The sequence below is a fragment of the Chryseobacterium sp. G0201 genome (genome assembly GCF_003815655.1).
GTDB lineage: Bacteria > Bacteroidota > Bacteroidia > Flavobacteriales > Weeksellaceae > Chryseobacterium.
The window spans coordinates 768207-793005 of the sequence record NZ_CP033917.1 but is presented as its reverse complement, the minus strand read 5'-3'; the positions used below and the strand labels follow the sequence as shown (position 1 = coordinate 793005).

The 24799-nt window shown below is 33.9% G+C and carries 15 protein-coding genes and 1 tRNA gene; 6 read left to right on the top strand and 10 right to left on the bottom strand.

The features are described 5' to 3' along the window. The first annotated feature begins 3 nt into the window (after window positions 1-3). The 3 genes from EG348_RS03490 to argS all read left to right on the top strand — a co-directional run bounded on the left by EG348_RS03490 (window position 4) and on the right by argS (window position 3874). Window positions 4-1518, top strand: coding sequence for a SusD/RagB family nutrient-binding outer membrane lipoprotein (locus tag EG348_RS03490; protein WP_123980714.1), 1515 nt, complete (start codon window positions 4-6; stop codon window positions 1516-1518). A gap of 78 nt (window positions 1519-1596) precedes the next feature. Next, window positions 1597-2046, top strand: coding sequence for a lipocalin family protein (locus EG348_RS03485; RefSeq protein WP_123980712.1), 450 nt, complete (start codon window positions 1597-1599; stop codon window positions 2044-2046). Between the two features lie 67 nt (window positions 2047-2113). Next, window positions 2114-3874, top strand: coding sequence for an arginine--tRNA ligase (gene argS, locus EG348_RS03480; RefSeq protein ID WP_123980710.1), 1761 nt, complete (start codon window positions 2114-2116; stop codon window positions 3872-3874). 68 nt (window positions 3875-3942) lie between these two features. Here argS and EG348_RS03475 read toward each other — a convergent pair whose 3' ends face one another. From EG348_RS03475 to ccoN, 7 genes are all read right to left on the bottom strand, one after another. Continuing rightward, on the bottom strand, window positions 3943-5535 hold the full coding sequence (locus EG348_RS03475; RefSeq protein WP_164463251.1) for a discoidin domain-containing protein: 1593 nt from the start codon (window positions 5533-5535) through the stop codon (window positions 3943-3945). 401 nt (window positions 5536-5936) lie between these two features. Then, a complete protein-coding gene (locus EG348_RS03470; RefSeq protein WP_123980706.1) occupies window positions 5937-7526 on the bottom strand; it encodes a discoidin domain-containing protein in 1590 nt (529 codons plus the stop codon). Window positions 7527-7782: 256 nt separating this feature from the next. Continuing rightward, window positions 7783-8712 carry a YihY/virulence factor BrkB family protein gene (locus tag EG348_RS03465; RefSeq protein WP_123980704.1) on the bottom strand — a complete coding sequence of 310 codons (930 nt, stop codon included), beginning with the start codon at window positions 8710-8712 and terminating at the stop codon, window positions 7783-7785. Window positions 8713-8752: 40 nt separating this feature from the next. Then, window positions 8753-11077 (bottom strand): BamA/TamA family outer membrane protein, encoded by a 2325-nt coding sequence (locus tag EG348_RS03460; protein ID WP_123980702.1) that lies wholly within the window; start codon window positions 11075-11077, stop codon window positions 8753-8755. Between the two features lie 43 nt (window positions 11078-11120). After that, a complete protein-coding gene (locus EG348_RS03455; protein WP_123985014.1) occupies window positions 11121-16154 on the bottom strand; it encodes a translocation/assembly module TamB in 5034 nt (1677 codons plus the stop codon). 288 nt (window positions 16155-16442) lie between these two features. Continuing rightward, window positions 16443-17330 carry a cbb3-type cytochrome c oxidase N-terminal domain-containing protein gene (locus EG348_RS03450; protein WP_123980700.1) on the bottom strand — a complete coding sequence of 296 codons (888 nt, stop codon included), beginning with the start codon at window positions 17328-17330 and terminating at the stop codon, window positions 16443-16445. Between the two features lie 18 nt (window positions 17331-17348). Next, window positions 17349-19628 carry a cytochrome-c oxidase, cbb3-type subunit I gene (gene ccoN / locus EG348_RS03445; RefSeq protein ID WP_123980698.1) on the bottom strand — a complete coding sequence of 760 codons (2280 nt, stop codon included), beginning with the start codon at window positions 19626-19628 and terminating at the stop codon, window positions 17349-17351. Between the two features lie 195 nt (window positions 19629-19823). On the opposite strand from ccoN, the gene EG348_RS03440 reads away from it, so the two are divergent. Together EG348_RS03440 and EG348_RS03435 are read left to right on the top strand one after the other, a co-directional pair. Further along, window positions 19824-20117: a helix-turn-helix domain-containing protein gene (locus tag EG348_RS03440; RefSeq protein WP_123980696.1), complete on the top strand. Its 294-nt coding sequence runs from the start codon at window positions 19824-19826 to the stop codon at window positions 20115-20117. 140 nt (window positions 20118-20257) lie between these two features. Further along, complete coding sequence (locus tag EG348_RS03435; RefSeq protein ID WP_123980694.1) at window positions 20258-21682, top strand: amino acid permease; 1425 nt, start codon at window positions 20258-20260, stop codon at window positions 21680-21682. A 104-nt stretch (window positions 21683-21786) separates the two neighbouring features. Here EG348_RS03435 and EG348_RS03430 read toward each other — a convergent pair. The 3 genes from EG348_RS03430 to EG348_RS03420 all read right to left on the bottom strand — a co-directional run bounded on the left by EG348_RS03430 (window position 21787) and on the right by EG348_RS03420 (window position 24002). Then, a tRNA-Gln gene (locus EG348_RS03430) sits at window positions 21787-21857 on the bottom strand. A gap of 348 nt (window positions 21858-22205) precedes the next feature. Next, window positions 22206-22649, bottom strand: a complete 444-nt coding sequence (locus EG348_RS03425; protein WP_123980692.1) for a hypothetical protein — start codon at window positions 22647-22649, stop codon at window positions 22206-22208. A gap of 180 nt (window positions 22650-22829) precedes the next feature. Beyond that, window positions 22830-24002 (bottom strand): hypothetical protein, encoded by a 1173-nt coding sequence (locus tag EG348_RS03420; RefSeq protein ID WP_123980690.1) that lies wholly within the window; start codon window positions 24000-24002, stop codon window positions 22830-22832. A 576-nt stretch (window positions 24003-24578) separates the two neighbouring features. Here EG348_RS03420 and EG348_RS03415 point away from each other — a divergent pair. Continuing rightward, window positions 24579-24794, top strand: coding sequence for a hypothetical protein (locus EG348_RS03415; RefSeq protein ID WP_123980688.1), 216 nt, complete (start codon window positions 24579-24581; stop codon window positions 24792-24794). Window positions 24795-24799: the final 5 nt, after the last annotated feature.

Sequence of the window (24799 nt, the reverse complement as noted above, 5' to 3'; positions counted from 1 at the left end):
AAAATGAAAAAAATATTTTTAATACTTAGCATACTTTCTTTAACAGTCGTTACAAACTCTTGTGAAAGCGACATTACTTCATTGAATGAAGATCCAAAGCACCCGACAGTAGTCCCTTCCGGATTATTGGTGGCAAGTGCAGAGCAGGAATTGATATCTCAGTTACTAACACCAAATGTGAACAACAATATATCAAGATTTTTCACACAACAATGGGCACAAACAACTTATATTGATGAGTCCAATTATGATATGGTAACAAGGCCAATTCCTAGAAATCATTATAATAGGATGATGGCATCAAGTTCTGCCATAGTACATTCTCCTGGTGTATTATCTGCCTTAAGAGATGCTAAACAATTTCTTCAAAATGAAGGACTAGATGCTGTTAAAAAAAGTAATAATGAGGCAATCATTGAATTAATAAGTGTTTATGCTTGGGCTAATTTGGTTGATACTTATGGAGATGTTCCTTATTTTGGAGCCTTAAAAGCAGTTGCAGGAAATCCAAATAATGCCTCTGAAATTCCTTATGATGATGCGAAGACAATCTATCTTGATTTAATTAAAAGAATTGATGCTGCCAACGCAATGATTAATACTAATCAAAGTGGATATACAGATGATATTTTCTATAATGGAAATATGGCTAAATGGAAAAAGATGGCAAATTCTTTAAAATTCAGGTTAGCTGTTACTTTAGCGGATGTAGAGCCGGCTTTGTCAAAAACTTATGCAGAAGCAGCATACAATGCTGGTTTATTCGATATTAAAGAGGATAGTTGGGGATTATCTACTTTTCCTTCAGGTTTATTTGCTAACCCTGTTTATCAAGAGGCAATACAATCTGGAAGAAATGATTTTATTCCTTCAGATCTACTAGTTGATAGAATGAATGCCACAAGTGACCCGAGAAGAGATAGATGGTTCACAAAAATTGGAGGTGTTTATAAAGGAGGAATTTATGGGTCTAATAACTCTTTTGCAGGTTATTCTCATATGACATCACCAAAAACCGATGTTAATGGGAATGCCGAAACAGGATCAGATGGAGCGTATATGTTAATTACGCCTAATGCACAGGGATTTCTATTAGATTATACAGAAATTTCATTCCTAAGAGCAGAAGCAGCAGCCCGTGGATATAATGTTGGAGGTACTGCAGCTGCTCTATATGCCGCCGCAATCACAGCTTCGATGACAGAATATGGTATCAGTTCTACGAATGCAGTGGCTTTTATTGCAGCAAACCCGTACAATGCAGCAAATTGGAAACAGTCAATTGGATTCCAGGCATGGGTAGCAATGTTCAATAAAGGTTTCCAGGCTTGGAACTTTGCAAGAAGATTGGATTACCCGGTATTTGTGAATCCTGCTGATTCAACTGTAGATGATGTTCCGGTAAGAATGAAATATTCTGATCAGGAGTATTTATTAAATAAAAATAATGTTACTGCAGCAGCACAGAAAATAGGAGGAGACCAAGTTACGACAAAGGTTTTCTGGGATGTTTTCTAATTAATTAAGAATATCTGGAAATATTCCTGTAGTATTACAGGAATATTTTTTTTTAAAATTGATAAAATATTTATATTTATGAAATTTATTATTGGGCTAATTGCTATAATGAGCATCGTTTCTTGTAGTAATGATGATGAAAGAGGTACTACAGTGATTGAAACCCCAAATATTAATGGAGTTTGGAAACCTGCAAGGTATGAATCTAAGGGAAAAACATATCCTTTAAATGATTGCGAAAGAAAAGGACAATTACTTGTGAACAATGATTTATCTGGTGTTTACGAGAGATATGATACACCATCTTCAGGGAGTTGTAATTTGCTTGATTCATTTTCAGGTAAATGGGAGTATGATAATATGAATAAGATTCTAACTCTTACATATAATGAAAGTGGAAATATTAAAACTTTAAAAAAAGAGGTAGAAGACTTTTCTACTACTGAGCTTAGAATTTTTGATAATACTAAAAACTTAGATAATGTACCGGGTAATGATGAAGCTTCTTTAGTTTTTGTAAAACAATAATATTTCTATATAAACCGCCTTCGGGCGGTTTTTTTATTTCCGTATATTTGTACTTCAAAATTGTAAGATGAATATTAAAGATATATTAGAGGAAAAACTTTCGGAGATTATTTTAAATGTATATCAGTTGAAGGATATCAATCTGGAAGTTCAGGAAAATAAAACCGAATTTGAAGGCGACTTTACGATCGTGACTTTTCCATTGGTAAAGCAATTGAAAAAGAATCCGGAAAGTATTGGGGTTGAATTAGGTGAAGCACTGACAGAGCAGACAGAATTACTGGAAAGTTTTAATGTAGTTAAAGGTTTCCTTAATGTTAAAGTAAAAAATCAATTCTTTGTAGATCAGTTTAGATCGGTAACGGAAGGTTTTTCAAAAATAGAAAAGAAAAATTCTGCGGTGATGGTAGAGTATTCTTCGCCGAATACGAATAAGCCGCTGCATTTAGGACATATCAGAAATAATTTATTAGGTTTTTCTGTTGCACAGATCCTTAAAGAAGCAGGATATGACGTAATTAAATCTCAAATCATTAATGATAGAGGAATCCATATCTGTAAGTCAATGTTGGCTTGGGAGAAGTTTGGAAAAGGCGAAACCCCGGAAACAACAAATACAAAAGGAGATAAATTTGTAGGAAATTATTATGTAGAATTTGATAAAAACTACAAAAAAGAAATTTCTGAATTGGTTGCGCAAGGGTCAACTGAAGATCAGGCTAAAAAAGATGCTCCATTAATTGTCGAAGCCCAAAAAATGTTGTTAGATTGGGAAAAAGGAGATGAAACAGTAAGAGCTCTCTGGAAAGAAATGAACTCTTGGGTATATCAAGGTTTCAGTGAAACTTACAAAAGATTAGGCGTTGATTTTGACCAGATTCAATACGAAAGTAATACTTATATTTTAGGAAAAGACCTTATTCAGGAAGGTTTGGATAAAGGTATTCTATATCAGAAAGAAGATGGTTCTGTTTGGTGTGATCTTACGGATGAAGGGTTGGATCAGAAATTGTTGTTGCGTTCAGACGGAACTTCAGTGTATATGACTCAGGATTTAGGAACGGCTGTTGAGCGTTTCAAACAAAATAATATTCAGAAATTAATTTATACCGTAGGAAACGAACAGGATTATCATTTCCAAGTTTTATTTAAAATTTTAGGAAAATTAGGATATTCTTGGGCAGACCAATTGTATCATTTATCTTACGGAATGGTAGAACTTCCAAACGGAAAAATGAAATCCCGTGAAGGAACTGTTGTAGATGCTGACGACTTGATGCAGGGAATGTATGAAGAAGCAAAATTGAAGGCAACAGAACAAGGAAGATTAGAAGGTCTTTCGGATGAAGAAAAAGAAGTTTCATATGAAATTATTGGACAGGCTGCATTGAAATATTTTATGCTGAAAGTTGATCCTAAGAAAAAAATGCTGTTCAATCCAGAGGAAAGTATTGATTTTAACGGAAATACTGGGCCTTTCATTTTATATACTTATGCTCGTATTCAATCCTTATTGTCTAAAGCAAACTATCAACATAAAGAGGTTTCCGGGGTTGAGCTGAATCAATATGAAAAGGAATTGGTTATGCTTTTATCTAATTATAAAGTAATTGTTGAAAAAGCTGCTGAGTTATTGAGCCCGGCTTTGGTCGCAAATTATCTTTATGATTTGGTGAAATCTTACAACTCATTTTATCAGAGCAATCAGGTTTTAAAACTTGAAGATGAGAATTTAAAACAAGTTCGTTTGAATTTATCAGATCTTACGGGAAAAACGATAAAAAAATCTTTGGAGTTGCTGGGAATAGGAACTGTAAACAGAATGTAAAATTTGTGAACTATAAATTAAAATCCCTCCTGTATTTCTCAGGAGGGATTTTAATTTAATTATTATTTTTAATAGGCGCCGATTTCAGGTATTGCAACATATGGTAACCCATCATGGCTGCTTTCAAATTTTAGACGTACATATCTTGTATTTTCTTTTTGTGGAAAATCAACATGTTGCTTATCTGTAGTATTTGTAAGTATATAGCTGTTTTCAAGTTTCCATGTGTCTGTGGTTGAGTTTCTTGTATATATACTGATATTTTTTGCCGTTCTTACGAGACCTTGATGCTGGATGAACGAAAGACCGGATATATCTTTTACAGACCCCATATCTATATCAAAATAATATGGAAAATTTTGTGATGCACCTGCTGCCGGAGCATTCTGTACTGTTCCTGTATCAAAATTGGTATGCCAATAGGTATTCTTATCACCATCTATTGCATAGGTTGCCGGGAAATATGATTGCTGCGAGCTGCTACTTACTGTCCAATTACTTCGGTTCATATCCCATTTGATAGTTGGAACACCATTTTTCATAGTGAAATAATAATACTCGGCATCAGTTTTAGTTCCATCTAAGTATAATCCCTGTAGTACAAAAAGATAATTTTCGTTGTCAATAATATGTAAATCACTAACATCAATGTATGTACTGAAAGTATTAGAAGTGTAATCTGCTAATCCTGTTACCGTAAAATAATAATTTGATTGAGGAATGAAATGTGATAGTATACTATTTAAAGGAGCATTGGTAGAATAAGTTCCATTAATATTTATACGACCGTTGGAATAGCTTCCTGTAATACTTGTAATTTTAAATTCCTTACCGGGTGCATAGAAATAACCTGCAGGTTGCGTATGAGTAGAAAATACTTGAATGTTATTTAAAATTGCGCAATCTGATTTAGTAAGTACAGTCGGAGAGTATCCATATGTATTGTTCCCAGAACTCATTAGAGAGGTTCCGTATGGTGAACTTTTGTGAAGAGCATTGTGGGATAAGCTCAACCCATGACCCAATTCGTGTAGAAAACCTCCCATATACCATTTAGCTTTATTTCCTTGAGGAGTATTTTGATTAAAATATTGATAATCCCATGCTTCATTATCACCCACAAAACAAATTTTTTCTAAACCATAAAAGGGTATTTCTGTTTCAGGAGTGGGAACAGCAGTGAAAATTATAGTATGATCACTTGTCTTGTCGTTAGGATGATTTGCAAACCAAGCATTCACCTCGGCTTGTATTTTATTTCCTCCTCCTGAGTAAGGGTATGAGCTTACGGGTAATGCTCCATTTATTACATTGATCTTAACTCTATTGGTAGCAGGATTTTTTAGAAGTCCAAAACTGCGGTTTCCATATCCCCAGTTGTACATATTTTGTCGATAAAAATCTTGTGCGGCTATCATAAATTCACTTACTCTTCTTTCATATTCAGGGCGTGCCGCCCCATCAGAAGGAATAAAGTATACAACATTAATATTGTAAGGCATTTCAGATTCATACTGACCTACGGAAACTTTACTGGCAATTTTAGAATCTGTTGCTTTTGAGGGATTTGCTTCATTGGCGAAATCTTCTTCCCGGCAACTTGTTAATAAAGTAATAAGCGATAGGCAAAAAAGCATAGCTTTTAAAACATTTTTTTTCATTTCTAAGTGTTTTTTTTTCATCTTAATTTTTTAATTATACAATCTTAATAGTTAATAATTACAATTGTTCAATAATAGCTTCCTTGTAATTATATTATGCTGCAAATGTAATAATTTATTTTATTTAAAAAGAATTATTAATAAAAATAAACTATATTTTTTATTAATAATATAACTACATTTATTAGTGATTTATTTATAATTAACTGTTTAATAGGTTATTGTGTGTGTGTTTGCTTGTGTTTGCATTTATTTAGATTTACATATAAATGTTTTTTATTGCGAATATGTTATATTGAAATCACACATTGATGATTTAGAAATATAATATAAATTGTAAACACAAAAAAACCTTTTGAAGTTACAAAAGGTTTGTTTTTTATGATTTTTGAAAAAATATTTTATTCAAATGCACCTATTTCCGGTATTGCTACATAAGGCTGGCCATCGTAGCTGCTATCGAAAGTGATACGGACAAATCTGCAGTTTTCCTCCTGAGGAAATGTAATATATTGTCTGTCTTTAATGTTTTCCAGAACATAGCTGCCTTGAAGTTTCCATCCATCTGCAGTCGTTGGTCTGGTCCAGACTCTTATATTTTTACCTGTTCTCACCAATCCTTGGTGCTGAATGAAAGAAAGTCCGCCAATTCCTTTTATAGAATTCATATTAATATCAAAATAATAAGGGAAATTCTGCGCTTGCCCGGGAATTGGATCTGTTTGCACCGAACCAGCAGTATAATTGGAGTGCCAATAGGTATTAATATTACCATCAATAGCGTAAGTTGCAGGATAAGCGGCGTATTGTGAGCTGCTACTTACGGTCCAGTTGCTGCGGTCTAATTGGAAGTGAACATCGGGAACTCCATTTACAAATGTGAAATTAAAATATTGAGCGTCTTTAACGGTGCCATCCAAAAATGTTGCCTGTAGGGCAAAAGTATAATCCCTGTCCGTAAAATAAAGATCTTCAACATCTATATAAGTGGAAAATGTGTTGGTGGTGTAGCTGGCGAGTCCAGACGGAGCATAATAAGGACTGCCGGGAACAAAATAGGAAATAATAGCATTTAAAGGAGCATTGGCTGTATAGGTACCGGATATATTGATTCTTTCATTAGAATAACTGCTGGTTATACTCGTAATTTCAAAGCTTTTACCTGACGCATAAAAATAACCGGTAGGTTTTGCTGTAGTAGAAAATACCTGACAGTTATTTAAAATAGCACAGCTGGATCTCGCAAGAATCGTAGAAGAATAGCCATAAGTACTATTGCCAGTACCCATCAATGAAGTTCCGTATCCGGGAGTATTTACCTGGCTTTTTGCCAGAGCGGTGTGAGGAAGATTAAGTGCATGTCCAAGCTCATGAAGAAATCCTCCCATATACCATTTTGCTTTGGTTCCTTGGGGTGTATTTTGGTTAAAATATTGATAATCCCACGCTTCATTATCACCAACAAAGCATGTTTTGCCTAAGCCATAATAAGGAATTTCGGTTTCAGGAGTAGGTACTGAAGTGAAAATAATAGTATGATCACTTGTTTTGTCGGCTGGATGTGCTGCAAACCAAGTGTTTACTTCGGATTGTATTTTATTTCCGCCTCCTGCATAAGGATATGAGCTTGTTGGTAAGGCTCCATTAATGATGTTAATTTTTATCCGGTTGGTGGCAGGATTTACTAAAAGCCCGAAACTTCGGTTTCCATAGCCCCAATTATACATATTTTGACGATAATATTCTTGAGCTGCAAGCATAAATTCACTTACCCTCCTTTCATATTCTGGACGCGCAACGCCATCTGAAGGAATGAAGTACACAACATTAATATTGTAAGGCATTGGAGATTCATATAACCCGGAAGTAACTTTTGCTGCTAATTGAGTTTTTTCTGGTGATGATACCAAGTCATTCTCCAGTTCTTCTCTACAACTTACCGTTGTCAATATGATAATAAAACTTAGTAATTTTAGAATTTTCTTGTTCATAATAGTATTTTAGATTAATGTTTATTGATAATGTTTTATAAATTATTGAAACAAATCTAAAAAAGATATTCTGAAATTGCTTTATTAAAGTGTTAATAGGTGTTAATTATAGCTATTTTTTTATATAATAAGTGTTAATTGTAAAAATATAAATATTTGATTTTTAAATGTTTATATAATTGTAGGCGTTAACTCATTGGATGTTTAGTAAGGTATATAAATAACGCCTCCTGATAATCTTCAGGAGGCTTTATTTTTAAATTTGAGGAGTTTCTTTTTTTATACTGGCTTCATATAATTTTGCAGCACTCCATTTTGCGTGTTTTGATGGAATAATTTTATATCCTTTTTTATAGGTATAAACCTTTGTAAATTCGGCTCCAAAGAATACGAGCATACAGGAATAATTAATCCACATCATGATCAAAATTACGGTTCCAGCTGTTCCGAAAGCGGAAGTTGGTTTGAAATTTCCAAAGTAAAGACTTAATAAAAATTTACCTAATGTAAATAAAACAGTCGTTAAAAAAGCACCTTTCCAAACTGGTCTCCAACTGATTTGTACATCAGGGAGAAACTTGAACATTAATGCAAATAACAGCATTACCAATCCAAACCCAATTCCGAAATTGACTAATTCTACTAATACATAAGTTTCAAAACCAAAATATTTTGTGATTATATTATTGAAAACACTTATCAATGAAGATAAAATCATGGTTATCATTAATAAAAACCCGATCATCAAGATCATTCCTAGTGAATTGGCTCTGTCTAAAAGAAATTTAATTAAAGCTTTTTTGGGTGCAGATTGTACATCCCAAAGACTGTTCAATGAATGTTGAAGCTGGAAAAATAGAGTAGTGGAACCAAAAACCAATGAACCAATTCCCACGATTTTCATGAAAATATTCTGCTTATCGATCAAAGCTCCGGCAATCATACTTTCAACACTTTTTGAAACTTCTGCTCCCATGATTCCGCTGATCTGGTTGCTTATTTCACCACGAATAGCTTCTTCACCGAAAAAGTTACCCGCGATCCAGATAATAATGATCAACAAACCGGGAATGGAAAAAATAGCATAATAAGCAAGACTTGCAGAATCTCTTGATGCGTTGGAGCTATTCCATTCATTGAAAGTTTCTTTTAAAACCTCCCAGAAAAATTTTACGTTTTTTACCATACAGTTGTGTTTAAATAGATCAATATTAAAAATCAGAAACTTAAAAAGGATATCCTATTGCGATATTCAATACAAGATTATCTTTTCTCCAACTTGGATCTCCAAAATTAATTCTGTCAAATGCCCAACGATTTCCTTTTTCATAATAAGGAACTCTCAACGGCATCGCTAAGTCTAATCTTAAAACCAGAATAGAGAAATCAAGTCTTAGACCAACTCCGGCTCCGACGGCAACTTCGCTTAAAAAATCCTTTGAGAATTTGGCGCCAGGTCTGTCTTTATCATCATGTAATAACCAGATATTCCCTGCATCTACAAAAGCGGCAACATTTAAAAATTTATAAAGATTAGCACGATATTCTGCATTTAATTCTAATTTAATATCACCTGACTGATCTAACAAAGCATCTGGTGGAATCGTTCTAGGATCAAAACTTCCCGGTCCTAAAGTTCTTGCACGGAAGGCACGGATACTGTTACTTCCTCCTGAGAAAAACTGTTTAGAGAATGGTACAAACTCTGAATTTCCATAAGGATAAGCGATCCCGCCAATAAATCTGGTGGCAAATGAGCTCTTTTCCGTAAATTTATGATAGAACCTGAAATCATTTTCAATTTTTGCATATTGACTGAATGGTACACCGAAAATCTCTTTCTGTTTATCTTTTTTTACATTGGCTCCCGTTACCAAGCCTGTAATATTTCCTGCAAGATCCAGCGTCCCTTTATAATAGATCGTATTGGTTTTGGGAAGCATTGTATTGGTGTAGGTATAAGTATAAGTTGGTCCGAAAATTAACTGCTCTTCAACTACTCTTAACGCCGCGGGTGTTTTTGCTTGGTCAATAAATGCCTGAGTTACATTAGCAGGAGAAACAAGAGTGATATCAATTACCTTTAAGTCATGTTCTTTCCTTGCATTTTCTTTCCAGACATACCCGAATGATGCATTAAAGTTATTTAGCTTATAAAATTCTGTACGGTTTAGTAATTCATAGCCCAAGGTTATATTGGTTCTCGGAACAAATGCACTCGAAGAATTGAAACGGAACGGCGCAACAATTCTTGGGATAGAAAGTTGAACATTAGCTCCGGCGCGAAAAATATTTTTTGCATTTTCCTGACCCCCCATTTGTACATCAAAAGCTCCGTAAACAGCGGCTTTAAATTGTTCTGCGCCTTTGAAGAAGTTTCTGTGCGTCCAGTTTAGGTTTAATTCGCTACCTGCGTAATTTGCTGAGTTTGTTCTTCCTAAAGCTTCTAATCTAAGTGATTGGATCTGCCTTGGTGTTAATAAATAATACGCATCAAATTTATGATTTAAAGAATCTGAAACTACAAACTCATTTTTCACAAATTTAAATACGCCCAAACTGATCAAACGGTTCAACGTAAGATTATGATTGGAACGATTATATAAGTCTCCTTTTTTGAAATATAATGCTCTGTCAAAAATTTTCGGTTTAAATTTATGCTGAGGATCAATTACATAAATGTCCTCATAAGCATATTTTGAAAGCGAATCCGGATTCATCGGAACGCTGTATTTTCCTTTTTTTACATCCTGAATATTGTAAGATGGGAAAACGATCACATTATTAATACTGAATTGTTCTGTTGCAAGATCCGGAGTGTCTTCCTTAAGTTTCACATTCAGTTCCACTTTATGGGTTTTACTCACCGTACTGTCTGCCTGAACAATAATATTATCTCCACTGAAATAATAAAAACCTCTTTCTTTGAGACCGCTGTCAATACGTTCTCTTTCACTTTTAATGACATCAAGATCAAAAGGCTGTCCGGCTTTTAAAATTGTTTTATTTGTTAAAGCTTGAATTTCTCTGTTAACAAGTGTAGAATCCTGCTGAAACTTAACGTTACTTATTAAATATCTTGCACCAGGTCTCACGGTATAAATTACCTGTGCTTTTTTATTTTTAGAAACCGTATCGTACGTTGCTTTTGCATTAAAATATCCTTTGTTTTCAGAGTAATTCTGAATGATATCTTTATTAAATTCACGATCTACATCTCCCAATAAAACAGGTTTTTCACCTACTTTATATTTCAGCCAATAATTAAAACCTTTGTCTTTTTTAGGTTCTTTGGCGATGTTGTAAAAGTATAATTTCGGACGTAATCCTAATATTGTTGAGTTGGGTTTCGGAACTAAATTTTCTTCCAATGCAGTCTGAAGTTCATTTTTTTCCTTCTTCGAAATGGTGTCATTTTCGATCTTCACTTCCGCGCCCGTATACAACATTTGTCCTTCTTTCAGATATTTCGTGTTACTGCACGAAAGACTGACTGCGGCAAATCCCGAAGCGAACAAATATTTATAATATATATTAAATTTACTTTTCATATTTACATTTTAACACTGTGATTAATTCTAATAGCTCTGGCGTCTATTTATTAAATTCTACCACTTGGTTATTTTTATTTTCTTTTTTACGTCTGTCTTTTTTAGCTTTCTGGAAGATCTCACGGAATTTGTCATAATCTAAAGTGATGATAAAACCAACTCCCGTTTCTATGATCTGCCCCTGAAGAGCCACCTGATATTCATCTTTACGATACGCACGAAGCATATATCTTCCATCTTTTGAAAGGCTGTAATCTACGGTTACATCTCCGGCAATGTTTGTGGTGCTTTCATTTTGTCGGGCATCACCTTCCAGGGCAAAATTACTTCCAACTGTCACTTTCAGACGGTCGTTCAATAATTTTTTACTTAAACCTACATTCAAGTCGGTTCTTGTATTTTTTTGTCCGGTTGAATAATCTTCCGATGAATCAAGACCTAAATCAATATCAACTCCTTTGATTAAACCTGATGCAAGATTGTTCAATTGTTGTGAAAGAATTTTACTCACACTCTGTCTTGCCATCGCTTCTGCTGACATTCCCGCACCGGACTCAAACGGATTTTCACCAATGAAACGGTTGAGTAATAGAAGGGCAAAAACCTGTTTATTAAGTTCAGATTCTTCGGTTCTCAGCTGGGTAAGTTTTGCATCTACAATATCTGTTACTGTTGATGAAACAGCGTTATTTTTTTCATCTGTCGTGATATCAAATGAGATTTCAGGTTTCAGCAATTCACCTTTCATTTTTAATAATGTATTGAAAGGAATTCTTTGTTTAAACTGATTCAGTATCGAAGCGTCTTCTCCGCTTACCTGTTGCTCTACAAGGTCAATAGGAGGGGCTTCCGTTTTGTAAACGGCCGTGATATCCATTCTTGCTGCAGTTGGTTCTCCTGTCCAGGTTATGGTACTTCCTTTTTGGATGTCGAATTTACGTTTAAGAAGACTCACAGAAAGTTCATAAGATCCTTTTTCCACTTCGTAGACTCCGACAAGAGTAGTTTTTCCTGATGGATCGACACCGCCTGTCAATTCAGCTTCACCTTGAAGTTTTACGAAATCTCCGTTAGCTTTGTCAATGACAATAGACATTTTAGCTTCTTTGCTCACCTCAATATTTACACTCACATCCATTCCTTTGATACGGCTTTGAGCTTTCAGAGAATCTGCTTTGATGGTTTTGTTTAAAACTACCTGATCCTGATCGATAAACTCAACAATTCCGTCTCTTTCCTGCAATGATGGACTTGTTTGCGGAAGTACAAAAGTGAAATCTGTATCATCAGAAACGGCCAGTCGTCCGTCAACTTTTGGTAGATCTAAATTTCCGCGAATGTGGAGCCCTGCATCAATCGCAAGAATTCCATACATCATCGCATCGTTGGTTTTTTCTGAATTAACTACTTTGAAATCTTTCGCGTTTACATCTAAATTGAAAGCAAAATCTCTGTAGGTCTGAGTAAGAACCTGTCCGTCCACAACCAATGAATTTCCGTCTTTATCGTTTATTTTAAATTTATCAAATTCAATTCCTCTGCTTGTAAAATCGATCTCATCATTCAGCTTTCTGAAATCACTTCCAGTTTTAGCAATTTCTAAACCAACATCATTGAATTTTACTTTTCCTAAAATATTCGGTTTGTCGGCGCTTCCGGTAATTTTAAGGTTTCCTGAAAGATAACCTTCCGTATTGGTGATGGCGTTCATCGAAAATCCTTGTGCAGATTTCATTTGAAGCTTGTTAATCGCCATATTCAGGTCAAATGTGCTTGAAGAAGTGTTGTAATCTCCCAAGATTTTCACATCATTATCATTTCCGGAAAGGGCAATATCAGCATTTAAAAGATTAGGTGAAGTATTGTTGACTTTCACGGCAAGATTTCCAACCGGATTTCCATAGACAAATAAATCTGAAACAGTAAGATCAGAATTAAATGTCATATTTTTTGTCAGATCTCGAAGCTGAGCGGTTCCGTTGATAGCTCCTTTTGCTAAAACGGTATCTTTTTTAATGATTTCTGTGATGGTTTCAATTTTGAAATCTTTCAACGAAACATTTAAAGGACTATTTGGAGATTGAGTCTCAGATTGTAATAAAATTTCGCTTCCGCCATTGGAAAGTCTGAAATTATCAGCTAAAATTCCTTTGCTGCTGATCTGGATCTTATTTCCTTCGCCAACCGTCCAATCACTATAATTTAATTTTAAACCATTCGGATTTAAAGATATTTCTGTAATGTCATTCAGTGATTTTGCATTTCCTGCGATCAGGAATTGAGTCACATCTTTTTCATCTTTTGTGGTAATGTTGTAATTGATAATATTATTGGCAACATCTCCGTTGATATTCACCTTATTTAAAGCTAAACTTGAGCTTTTCAATGCTGCTACACCCAAATTATACTGTAAAGCCTGATTTTCATTTGTAACTTTTAATGAAGCATTTTCAATAGAATTTTCACCGTACAGCAATTGTGGAATTTGTCCGTCAATCTCAATTTTCTGAGAATCTGCATCATAATTTCCAACTAGATTGATCGTTTCAAAACTTTTCAGATCCGGAACAAATTTTCTGATCAGATCATCATTTTTAATTTTAGCATTAAAAGTAAAATGTTGTCCCGCAGCAATTTTTTGAGCCTTACCAGGCTTTTGGAACTGATAATATTGATTAATTGTGTTGGCTAAAGATCCGAAGATTTGCGTTAATTTATATTTTCCTGTAAGTTCAACATCTGCAATTTGGGAGTTGAAAACAATCTTAGTTGAATCATTGGTTGAAGAAGCTTTCAGATTAACTTCCTGAATCGGATACACTTCTTTCGTATCAGAAAAAGCAAAATTTTGAAGATTTAAATATCCGTTCAGATTATCAGGATCAAGATTGGTGAAATCTCCGTCAATTTTTCCTCCAATGATCATTTGTTTATCATAGAAACCAAGTTTGTTTAAGTCTAATTTGATGATGTCTCCATTTACTTTTACCGTAGGATTTTTTTCGTTATAAACTCCGGAAGCGATTAATTTTAAATTAGCATTCGGGTCTTTAGAATTTAAAACAATATTATAAACGCCACGGTTGATTTTTCCCGTCAAATCCATATTCTGATAACGGTACCCTTTGTAAACTGCCGATGCAACATGTCCCTTCAAGTTGGCATTTGCATTTTTAAAGTCAAAACTTTCTCCTTTTGCCGAAATTTGAGCTGTTATTGGTCCAATATCTTTATTCTGAATGAATTTCCCGATCTGTAAACCTTGAAGATTGGCTTTCACATCATACAATTCATGGTTTTTTCTGCGCATATCTACTTGAGCAATAATTGCAGCATTTCCTAGGGTAGAATACAGGTTAAGATTGGTATCTACCACTTTCGTTGTACCTTTTGCAGTTCCTTTTATGCTGAAATTTGACGGCAGAGAAATATTGGATGGAATCGTATTTTTAGGAACTAAATTATAGATTGTTTTGGCTGATGAAGACAATTCTGCAATTCTGAGATCGTAATACAGATTATCAGGATTCATCGCATTTTTAATTCTTCCTGAAGCCGCAACGCGCAACTGATCCAATCCTGAAACTTTAAGATCCTGAATCAACAGATCGTTCACAATTCCTTTTACATTGGCATTTACATTCAATATCGCGTTCGGATATTTATTGAATGGAACAGTGTTTCTTAACGTCGGAACCAAATTTAAAATATCAGAAAATCCAATTTTAGAATTTTTAATATTCGCTGAAATTTTTACAGTTCCAGGGTTTGAACTTAACTGTTCGATCGAGTTGTAATTTAAAATTACCTCATCTCTGATAAGCGTTTTTGGAGTCTGTAGATAAAGATCTTTCAGGTAAGCTTCTTTTTCTCCATACACAAAATCGGTGTTGAATTTTTGAATATTCAAACCTCTTGCTTCCTGAATTTCCGCTGAATTTACAGTTCCCGCGAAAGTATTATTCTCCATTTTAAAGCTTCGGACTTCAACATTCATTTTTGAGAAATTCATGTGATTGAAATCCATTCCCTGTTTTGTAGGAGCGATCGCGGTGTTGTTGTAAGCTACTTTTACATCATTTAAAACCAATTTTCCTAAAAGAAGTTTCATTGCTTTTTCTTTATCGGAATTGGTTGATGGTTCAGGTTCTTTTGTGTTTTTTGGATTGGCATTTTGTGCCGGAAGATATAAGTTGGCATTAATATCTGCTCCTGAAAGTACTACATTTCCAACGTTATAAGCATTGTTTTCAAGATCAAGCTTGTTGACTTTCGTGCTTAATTCTTTAAATAAAACTTTTGCAAAGGTTTTGGTATTGTCGTCTCCATAATCGATATCGAAATTGGTTAATTTAATCCCTCTCAACCCGATCTGCATTGGTTTTTGATTGTTCAGAGAATCCACTTTTTTCTCTACTTTTTTGGAAACTTCTTTTACAAGGTCTTGTTTAAGTTTTAATTTTAATCCGTCAAGATTAATGTCATTAACGGCATAAGTATTTTTAGTTAAATCAAAAGTTTTAACTCTGGTATCGAAAGATTTGAAATATAATTTAATATCATTATTAGACTGTTGATCGTTGAAAGTAACGCCAATATCTTTTAAATTAATTTTATCAAGAGAAATAATGAATGGTTTTGACGGACTTTCTTCTTTATCAGTCGTCGCAAAAGCATCCATGATGTAATCGAAGTTGAATTTTCCGTCCGGTTTTCTTACCACATTCGCACGAACGCCTTCCAGATCAACAGAAGTAATATCTGCGGTGGAATTGATAAGTTTAAGCATATTTAAACCTACATCCAGTTTTTTAACGGCAAGAAGGGTGTCGATATTCTGTCCTTTTAAATACAAATTTTCCATAACAAGACTGTTTGGAAACCCTATATAAACTCTTTCTAAGCTTACTTTTGTTTTAATTTTTTTCTCAAGATAGACAACCAGTTTGTCTTTGATGAAGTTTTGAACTGCCGGAAGCCTTAAGCTGAATATAAGCAGAGTGAGTAAAACCAATATTGAAATAAAGGTTATTGCAATACGCTTTAGAATCTTTTTTTTATTAAATTTTTGTTTCAAAAGTGGAGTGATTTGTAACAAAGATAATAAATCATTTTTCATTGATTATTAAATTTCTTTGTTGTGGTACCTCTTTCAAAGTGCAAAAATCCTGCCTTGGCTGACTATTATGGAATTTAGTTTAGCTAGTCAAGTGAATTAGTTGATAAGAACAGCCAAGACGTGGATTTATGTTAATTTTTTAAAAACCCCCTTTTAATCATTTTTTTTCGTTGAAAAGGTGTGATGCAAAAATGAAATCAAATGTAAATTTTAAAAGAGGGTATGGTTTATATCTATGGATAAATTTTATTCGTTGTTATTTTCCCATTTTACTTCTTCTCCCTGAGGTGCCGCACCTCCCTGAGCTTCGGTAATAGGTGTTGTTTCCTGATTGATGTGATACACATAAGCTGCGATTTTTTCGGCATCTCTTCCTGTGATGGTTCCTTCTTTAATGAAAGGTCGCATGGTCGGATTGTTTGGAGAGCCGTTTTCAAGCATCCAGAATACATTTTTAAATAAACTTTTTTCTTTGATGTTGATCCAGTGTGTGTCGGTAAGATTTGGCCCGATTCCTCCTTTTGCTCCGTCGCCGTGGCAGGTTACGCAATTTGTTTTAAACAATTGTTCACCTTCTGCGATGTTGTCGGCATTATATTTTGCAGTTTCCAGATTGATCTGTGGAGCTGTTTTTTCATATTCTGCGATGGAGGCTAACATGATTTTGGTTTCTTTGTTCAATTCAGCTTCCGGATGAGCGTAATCTGTGAAAGCAAAAGCGAATAAATAGACTGCGCAGAAAATACATCCGAACCAGAATAAGCCGATCCACCATTTGGGTAAAGAATTATCAAGTTCTGTGATACCGTCAAAACCATGATCTATTAAAATGTCTTTTTCCTCGGTTGCAGATTGTTTTTTAAAGGCCGAATTCCACAATTTTTGATAGTAAGGAATATTTTTTTCGTTTAAATATTCTCTTTTCTCTTCTTCTGATAACCTGCTGAATCTTTCATTCTCAACCAAATCTCCAATAGAATTCATGATGAGAAGTAATATGGTCGTGATCAATATCAATGCCCAGAAAAAAGGCGAAGAAAAATATCCTGAATCCTGTGCAAACATTTCGAATGCCATGATCGTTAAACCAATTGTTGCAGCAATGTATATTGAAATTGGGGTTCTCGTTTTCATTCTAATAAAATTTAATGATTACTTTATGCTTGCTGTTTTGATCTCCGTTGTCTTGATATCGGTTCCTAATCTTTGCAGATAGGCGATCATTGCTATAATTTCTCTCTGCTCAAGCGGAATGAATGAAGATCCTTTCGTTGCTTTGTCTTTTTCTACCTGATCTCTTACATCGGTAGCTTCAGAATAAATTCTTTTAACAATAGCTTTGGATTGATTATCTGCCCATTTTCCGGCAGAATCTATTTCAGCTTTTGTGTACGGAACGTCGAAACTGTTTTTCATTAATTCCATTTTATCAACCATTTGAGAGCGATCCAGTTTGTTGGTAATTAACCAAGGGAAACGTGGCATAATAGAACCTGCGGAAGTAATTCTTGGGTTATACATATGTTTAAAGTGCCATGAATCCGGGTTTCTTGCTCCTTCTCTGTGTAAATCGGGGCCTGTTCTCTTTGATCCCCATAGAAATGGTCTGTCATAAACGAACTCTCCGGCTTTTGAATATTGCCCGTTTTTACCATCAAATCTGGTTACCTCATCACGGAAAGGTCTGATCATTTGAGAATGACATGAGTTACAGCCTTCTCGGATGTACAGGTCTCTTCCTTCTAATTCTAATGGTGAATAAGGTTTCACGGCGTTAATTTCAGGAACGCTTTGTTTAAGAGATAGGGTAGGGACGATTTCTATTAATCCTCCAATTGAAATCACTACAAAAGCTAGTATGGATAATAATTTTGGTGTTCTTTCCAGCCAAAGGTGCGCGCCTTCGCCTTCTTTTCTGCTGCTTCCGACATTGGCCAAAGCAGGTGCTTCTGCAGGTACATTTTTTTGGAACGATCCGGCTTTGATTGTTTTAATAACATTTACAACCATTAAGATTGCCCCTGAAAGATATAATAGACCTCCTGCAAACCTCATTTTAAAGTAAGGAATAATTGCAGTTACGGTATCCAGCCAGTTTTTATAGAGTAAAGTTCCGTCCGGGTTAAATTGTTTCCACATTAATCCTTGTGTGAAACCTGAAATATACATTGGTACGGCATAGAAAATAATTCCTAAAGTTCCCAGCCAGAAATGCCAGTTGGCTAATTTTTTAGACCAAAGTTGGGTTCTCCACATTACAGGAATCAAATAATAAATAACTCCAAAAGCCATGAAACCATTCCATCCAAGCGCTCCTAAGTGTACGTGGCCAATGACCCAGTCTGTGTAATGACCTATTTTATTTAAAGATTTTGTTGCTAAAAGTGGACCTTCAAAAGTCGCCATTCCATAGCAGGTAACGGCTACGACGAAGAATTTAAGGATAGGATTTTCTCTTACTTTATCCCAAGCGCCCCTTAAGGTTAAAAGTCCATTCAGCATTCCTCCCCAAGACGGAGCGATCAGCATGATGGAGAAACCTGTTCCCACTGCCTGAGCCCAAGCCGGTAAAGCGGTATATTGAAGATGGTGCGGACCTGCCCACAGATAAACAAAAATCAAAGACCAAAAGTGAATAATGGAAAGTTTATATGAAAAGACAGGTCTGTCAGCAGCTTTAGGCATAAAATAATACATCAAGCCTAAAACCGGAGTCGTTAATACAAATGCAACCGCATTATGACCATACCACCATTGAACCAAGGCATCTTTCACTCCCGCATACACGGAATATGATTTCCAGCCTGTAAATGATAACGGAACTTCAAGATTATTAAATATATGAAGCATGGCAACAGCAATCCAGGTTGCGATATAAAACCAAATGGCTACATATAAATGTCTTACTCTCCTTTTTGCGATCGTTCCAAACATATTGATACCAAAGATGATCCATGAGAATGCAATTAAAATATCAATAGGCCATTCGTGCTCTGCATATTCTTTTGAAGTATTGATTCCCATTAAAAAAGTGATTACAACTGCTACAATCATTATTTGCCAAGACCAGAAATGCAACCAAGATAAAGTATCACTGTACATTCTTGTTTTTAATAATCTTTGCATACTGTAATAAGCTCCGCAAAAGAATGAATTACAGACAAATGCAAAGATCACGGCACTTGTATGAAGCATTCTGATTCTTCCAAATCCCATCGCTCCTTGTGTATTGATCAACCCTTGAATATTTCCGGATGCTAAACTTTTAATCGTAGTATCATCTGTTCCGAATAAAAACTCAGGTAATTCTGGGTAAAAAAGCATTAAAGCAGCCGTAAGACCGAGTAAAAATCCGACCAAACCAAATACAATAGTAGCATACAAGAATGCTCTGACAATATTATTGTCATAATTAAATCTTTGCGTCTCCATAATTCCAATTGTGTGTACCGAAGTGATAAATTTTTCCTTTAAAATGGTTTTATTGGGTAAATTTTTAAACCAAATTTTAGGATGAAATAAATATCATGTAACGTGTATAATGTTTTGCCAAAGGTATTTATTAACTTTGTTTGAGGCTATTAGATAAACTTCTAAAATATACCGAAAACTACTAAAACAAAAAGGATGAAGATATGTGGACAAAACATTAGAAAAATTCGAAGGAGTAAAGATTTTACCCAAGAATACATGGCTTTTGAAATGGGAATTTCACAAAAGGCCTATTCCGATATTGAAAATTCTAAAGTGAAGATCAATCTTGATATTTTAAACAAGATCTCAGGAATTTTAGATATAAAACCTTCTGACATATGTAGTATCTCGCACAAATGTGAAACAAATGATTTTGAAGATAAATATCACGAACTTTTAAATTACATGAAAGAAAATAATATTTCGGTTCCCAAGGAATATTTATAAAAATTTTTCACCTTACTTAAGGCAATTGCAAAGCATTTAGATTTCTCTTAATTTTTATTGAAGGTAGGCGATTGTAAGCTTATTCTCTGGAAGATGGATTGTTGTTGATATTTTATATATTTAAGCAATAATTTATTCTAATGAGCGAAGAGCATAAAACTGAAGAAAAAGGAACCTTAGTAAGAGGTCTTACAAACCGACACATTCAATTAATAGCCCTTGGAGGCGCCATCGGAACAGGACTGTTTCTTGGAATTGGTCCCGCAGCAGTTTTGGCGGGTCCATCGGTGATTTTAGGATACGCTTTGGCCGGAATTATTGCCTTTTTTATCATGCGCCAGCTTGGTGAAATGGTTGTTCAGGAACCTGTTTCGGGAAGTTTTAGTTATTTCGCATATAAATATTGGGGTAAATTTCCCGGATTTGCTTCCGGTTGGAATTACTGGATTCTTTACATTCTCGTAAGTATGGCCGAGCTCACGGCAATTGGTCATTATATCCATTTTTGGTGGCCGGAAATTCCTCTCTGGGTTTCAAGTTTATTCTTTTTTATTTTAATTAATGCTTTAAATCTGGCGTCAGTAAAAGTTTATGGAGAAACAGAATTTTGGTTTTCGATTATAAAAGTAGTGGCGATTATTGCCATGATTATTTTCGGCATTTATTTATTGATAAGCGGAACTGGCGGTGATAAAGCAAGTGTTACTAATTTGTGGAATGACGGAGGTTTTTTCCCAAAAGGATTATTCAATCATACTGAAAAAGGATATTCCGGTCTTTTTGCGGCAATGGCGATGATCATGTTTTCTTTTGGGGGATTAGAATTGATCGGAATTACCGCTGCAGAAGCTAAAAGCCCCGAGAAAACAATTCCTAAAGCTACCAATCAGGTGATTTACAGGATTCTTATTTTCTATGTTGGAGCCTTGGTTATATTGTTCTCATTGAGCCCGTGGAGAGAAATTACAGAAGGTTCAAGTCCGTTTGTAATGGTTTTTCAAAATCTGAATGGGTTGGAATTTACAATGTTTGGAAAAGTGATTCAGTTCAATGTTTTGATTGCTAATGTTTTGAATTTGATTGTTTTAACAGCCGCTTTATCCGTTTATAACAGTAGTGTTTACAGTAACAGCAGAATGCTTTTTGGGTTAGCCCAACAGGGAAATGCTCCGAAATTTTTACAGAAATTAAATAAAAATAGTGTTCCTATTAATGCTATTCTTATATCTTCCTGTTTTGCAGGAATTTGTATTATCATTAATAAATTAGTTCCTGAAAAAGCCTTTGAATATTTGATGGCTTTAGTGGTGTCTTCATTAATTATCAATTGGTTGATGATCTGTTACACGCATTTAAAATTCAGAAGAAGTAAAATAGCATCAGGTGAAAAAACGAAATTTCCTTCCATATTTTATCCCGTATCCAATTATATCTGTATTTTATTTTTAGTGGCTATTTTGGTATTGATGAGTATTACAGGAATGGAAATTCAGGTGATCTTAATTCCGGTATGGCTGGCGTTTTTGTATGCAATGTATAAACTGTACAAACCTAAACAAGGATAATGGTATTTTTTCGTTAAAAGATATTTTAAAAGGATGGATGTTTATCTGTCCTTTTTTTGTGCTTTATAGAAATAAAAAAAACCATCCTTAAAAAGGATGGTTTGTAGACCCACAGGGATTCGAACCCCAACTGACGGTACCAAAAACCGGAGTGCTACCGTTACACTATGGGTCTGTTTTATTTTGGTGATGCAAATTTACAGCTTTTTTCTTTATAAGCAAGAGCTTCATTAGAAAAATGCATTTTTTTTATGTAAAAAAGTATAAGTGATTGTTTTTGAACGGAATTAATTTGTCTAAACTACAAACAAAAAAACCACCCTTAAAAAGGATGGTTTGTAGTCCAAGATGAACAAATCTCGAAACATCTGATTGAAGATTTAATCCAATTAAGATCAGCAAATTTCACTGACACTCAAGGTATTTATTAACTATAAAAAATTTATAATCATTGACTGTTGCTTTTAATTTAGTTGTAAACAATTTTTGTATAAGTCAATCAGATGAAAGACAGACATATCAATTAGAGGCTCATATCAATAGCATCTACACTCTCAATAGCTTTAACGATTTTTTCATTTAGTTTGAGAATAATCTTTGGAATATCGTCTTCTAGGATTATTTTTTCAAATATTAAAGAAACACTTGTTTCAAAAGATGTCCACACATTAAGTAGTATATTTCTGTTTAAATTACCTTTATAACCTTGTACTAATATAGGATGCTTTTGTATTTCATATAATCGTTGTGCGTGTGCCCTAAAACTGTAAATTTTTTCTGTAAACTGTATTTGACCGTCCGCAATATGTTTTGCCAATTGAAAAAAAACATTCCCAATATAATAATCATAAATGCTAGAATAGTATAGACCAAAAAAGCCATGTCTAACGTCATTTTTATGGTAATTTAGCTTTTTAATTTGAACTTTTATAGCATCGCTGTAATCAAGTAATTGCTCTAGTGTCATAATAGGAATATTAGCAGTAATTTAAACTTACAAAATTCCTTATTTTTAAGAAATTGTAAATTATTTAATTGTATACAAATATGAATGAAATTAAGGAGGTTAAAAAAATTGTCTGATAGCTACTTCAAAAATATTTGTCAGATTTTGATGCTCAAAAGCATTTAGACATCGTTGTAATTTTTATTCTGGTTTCAAATGCATTCCTCTGTTGTTCAATACTTTAATTATTCTATCAACATTGCTATTTGAAATTCCCAACTTAGCTGCAACTACTTTTCGAGTGTCATCTGGCCATAAGCCGTTTGGTAGAAGTTTGCTAACAGCAAGAATAATTGATTCGTTAAACATTTTTGGATGTGGTATGGGTTTTATTATGATATTTTCAAAATGTTTTGATGTTCTTAAACGTTGTTTTGCGCTTTTTTTGTATGCTTTTAAAACTTCAGTTTCACCCCATATCTCAACAATATATTTTGAACCTTTTGAAATAATGTGCACCCCTAAATCTTCCAGGTAAAATATTTCATCTCCTACCCAGAAATGAAATTCGGGTTCTAAAAAATTTACTTTGTCTGTGATTTTAGAGTCAAACTCAAGTTTTAATCTATCTCCCTTGAATTTCTTGTATACTTCAATTTTAGAATGTGAATTAATTAGATTAACTACCTTTTCCGCAACTTTTTGTGCATAGCTATATACATCATTGAATAAATTCAACAACAATTCTTCATTAACTTGAATGTATGTTTTATTAAATCCATACTGCTTTTTAAAAAGACTATCCACTTTTCCTAATCTATGTACTAATATATGTCTTATCTGGTGATAGTATTTCATTTTTTCGAGCCCTACACCCAAACTACTTATATCTAATCCTAACTGTTTTTTATAATATTTAACGACATCTTCATATCCCGTACTAGATAATGGTCTTGTTTCTTTATTCAAAAGTTGATTTCGAATCTGACTAACAGAAGAAATATTTAATATTTGTGAATAATTTAACTCAATCCGCTTAATATTGCTTTTAAATGGCTCTGTCGTTTGTTTAAAAACATCTCGAACACTTTGTACCAAAAATAATTCAAGTGCAGAAATTATCCGAATATAAATTAATTCTCTACCTAAAAATGAAATGTTCCTTTCGAAACCTCGTATAATAAAATCTGTTGTTGTAGGTTCAAAATTTAATAAATTTTCAATTCGTAATTTTTCATTTTTAATAGTTTCAATTTCCCATATATCCACTTTACTAAGTTCTTCAAAATTTGGATTATTGACTATTAAGAAACTTGCAAGAGATTTTAATTCCAGTTCAAAATATTTAAATGAACGTAAAGATCTATTTGACATATTTATGATTTATAAATTTGTGTAAAAAAACAAATGTAATAGTTTCATTAAATTTTAACACTAGTATATTTACGGAATATTATTAAAAATCATATGAATTTTATTCTCTAAAAAAATTCCAAAGAAATTGGTGCATGAAACTGATATACAGCTTATTTTAAAAACTGTAAGGGAGTTAGAAGTATATTCACAATTTTTAAGACTGTTTCACCGACAAAGTTAAATTCCCAAACTGAAAAATCGTTTTATAACCTTTGCGGAGGGTATTTTTGAAATCATCAAATAAAATATATTGCAGAAGATTTAAAAAATATTAGCGGAAATGTCCTCTAGTACTCCTAGCGATTCTATTTCAACTATTCGAATTCATTTTGTTAAGATTGAAAAAACTCTTAAATTGCTTTGAAAGCTAAATAACCTATTATGAATTTAAAAATTAACCGTGTCATTGATTATGGAACCCTCGCTTCTGAACGTGTAAATATTTCAGTTCTCGAAGATTGTAATCTACGCTACTACATTGTTATTGATACAACTTATGTTGGCGATACTGCGATATCCAACAAAATGAGGCATATGCATTGGTTTACCCCAAGGGATGTTAAAAAAGGCGATGAAGTTCTCTTCTATACCAAAAGTGGTATCACTAAAACAGAAGAAATTAACGGAGGAAAAAATAAAAGATATACGTTATTCTGGAATCTTGGAAATCCTGTCTGGAATAATACCGGCGATGCTGCAGTTTTGTTTGAGGTCAAAACATGGAAAACAACTAAGGTCGTAGTCAATTAAATTAT

Coding starts and splice junctions, on each gene's coding strand:
- EG348_RS03490 (WP_123980714.1), top strand. CDS start 4: ATGAAAAAAATATTTTTAATACTTAGCATACTTTCTTTAACAGTCGTT.
- EG348_RS03485 (WP_123980712.1), top strand. CDS start 1,597: ATGAAATTTATTATTGGGCTAATTGCTATAATGAGCATCGTTTCTTGT.
- argS (WP_123980710.1), top strand. CDS start 2,114: ATGAATATTAAAGATATATTAGAGGAAAAACTTTCGGAGATTATTTTA.
- EG348_RS03475 (WP_164463251.1), bottom strand. CDS start 5,535: ATGAAAAAAAATGTTTTAAAAGCTATGCTTTTTTGCCTATCGCTTATT.
- EG348_RS03470 (WP_123980706.1), bottom strand. CDS start 7,526: ATGAACAAGAAAATTCTAAAATTACTAAGTTTTATTATCATATTGACA.
- EG348_RS03465 (WP_123980704.1), bottom strand. CDS start 8,712: ATGGTAAAAAACGTAAAATTTTTCTGGGAGGTTTTAAAAGAAACTTTC.
- EG348_RS03460 (WP_123980702.1), bottom strand. CDS start 11,077: ATGAAAAGTAAATTTAATATATATTATAAATATTTGTTCGCTTCGGGA.
- EG348_RS03450 (WP_123980700.1), bottom strand. CDS start 17,330: ATGAAAACGAGAACCCCAATTTCAATATACATTGCTGCAACAATTGGT.
- ccoN (WP_123980698.1), bottom strand. CDS start 19,628: ATGGAGACGCAAAGATTTAATTATGACAATAATATTGTCAGAGCATTC.
- EG348_RS03440 (WP_123980696.1), top strand. CDS start 19,824: ATGAAGATATGTGGACAAAACATTAGAAAAATTCGAAGGAGTAAAGAT.
- EG348_RS03435 (WP_123980694.1), top strand. CDS start 20,258: ATGAGCGAAGAGCATAAAACTGAAGAAAAAGGAACCTTAGTAAGAGGT.
- EG348_RS03425 (WP_123980692.1), bottom strand. CDS start 22,649: ATGACACTAGAGCAATTACTTGATTACAGCGATGCTATAAAAGTTCAA.
- EG348_RS03420 (WP_123980690.1), bottom strand. CDS start 24,002: ATGTCAAATAGATCTTTACGTTCATTTAAATATTTTGAACTGGAATTA.
- EG348_RS03415 (WP_123980688.1), top strand. CDS start 24,579: ATGCATTGGTTTACCCCAAGGGATGTTAAAAAAGGCGATGAAGTTCTC.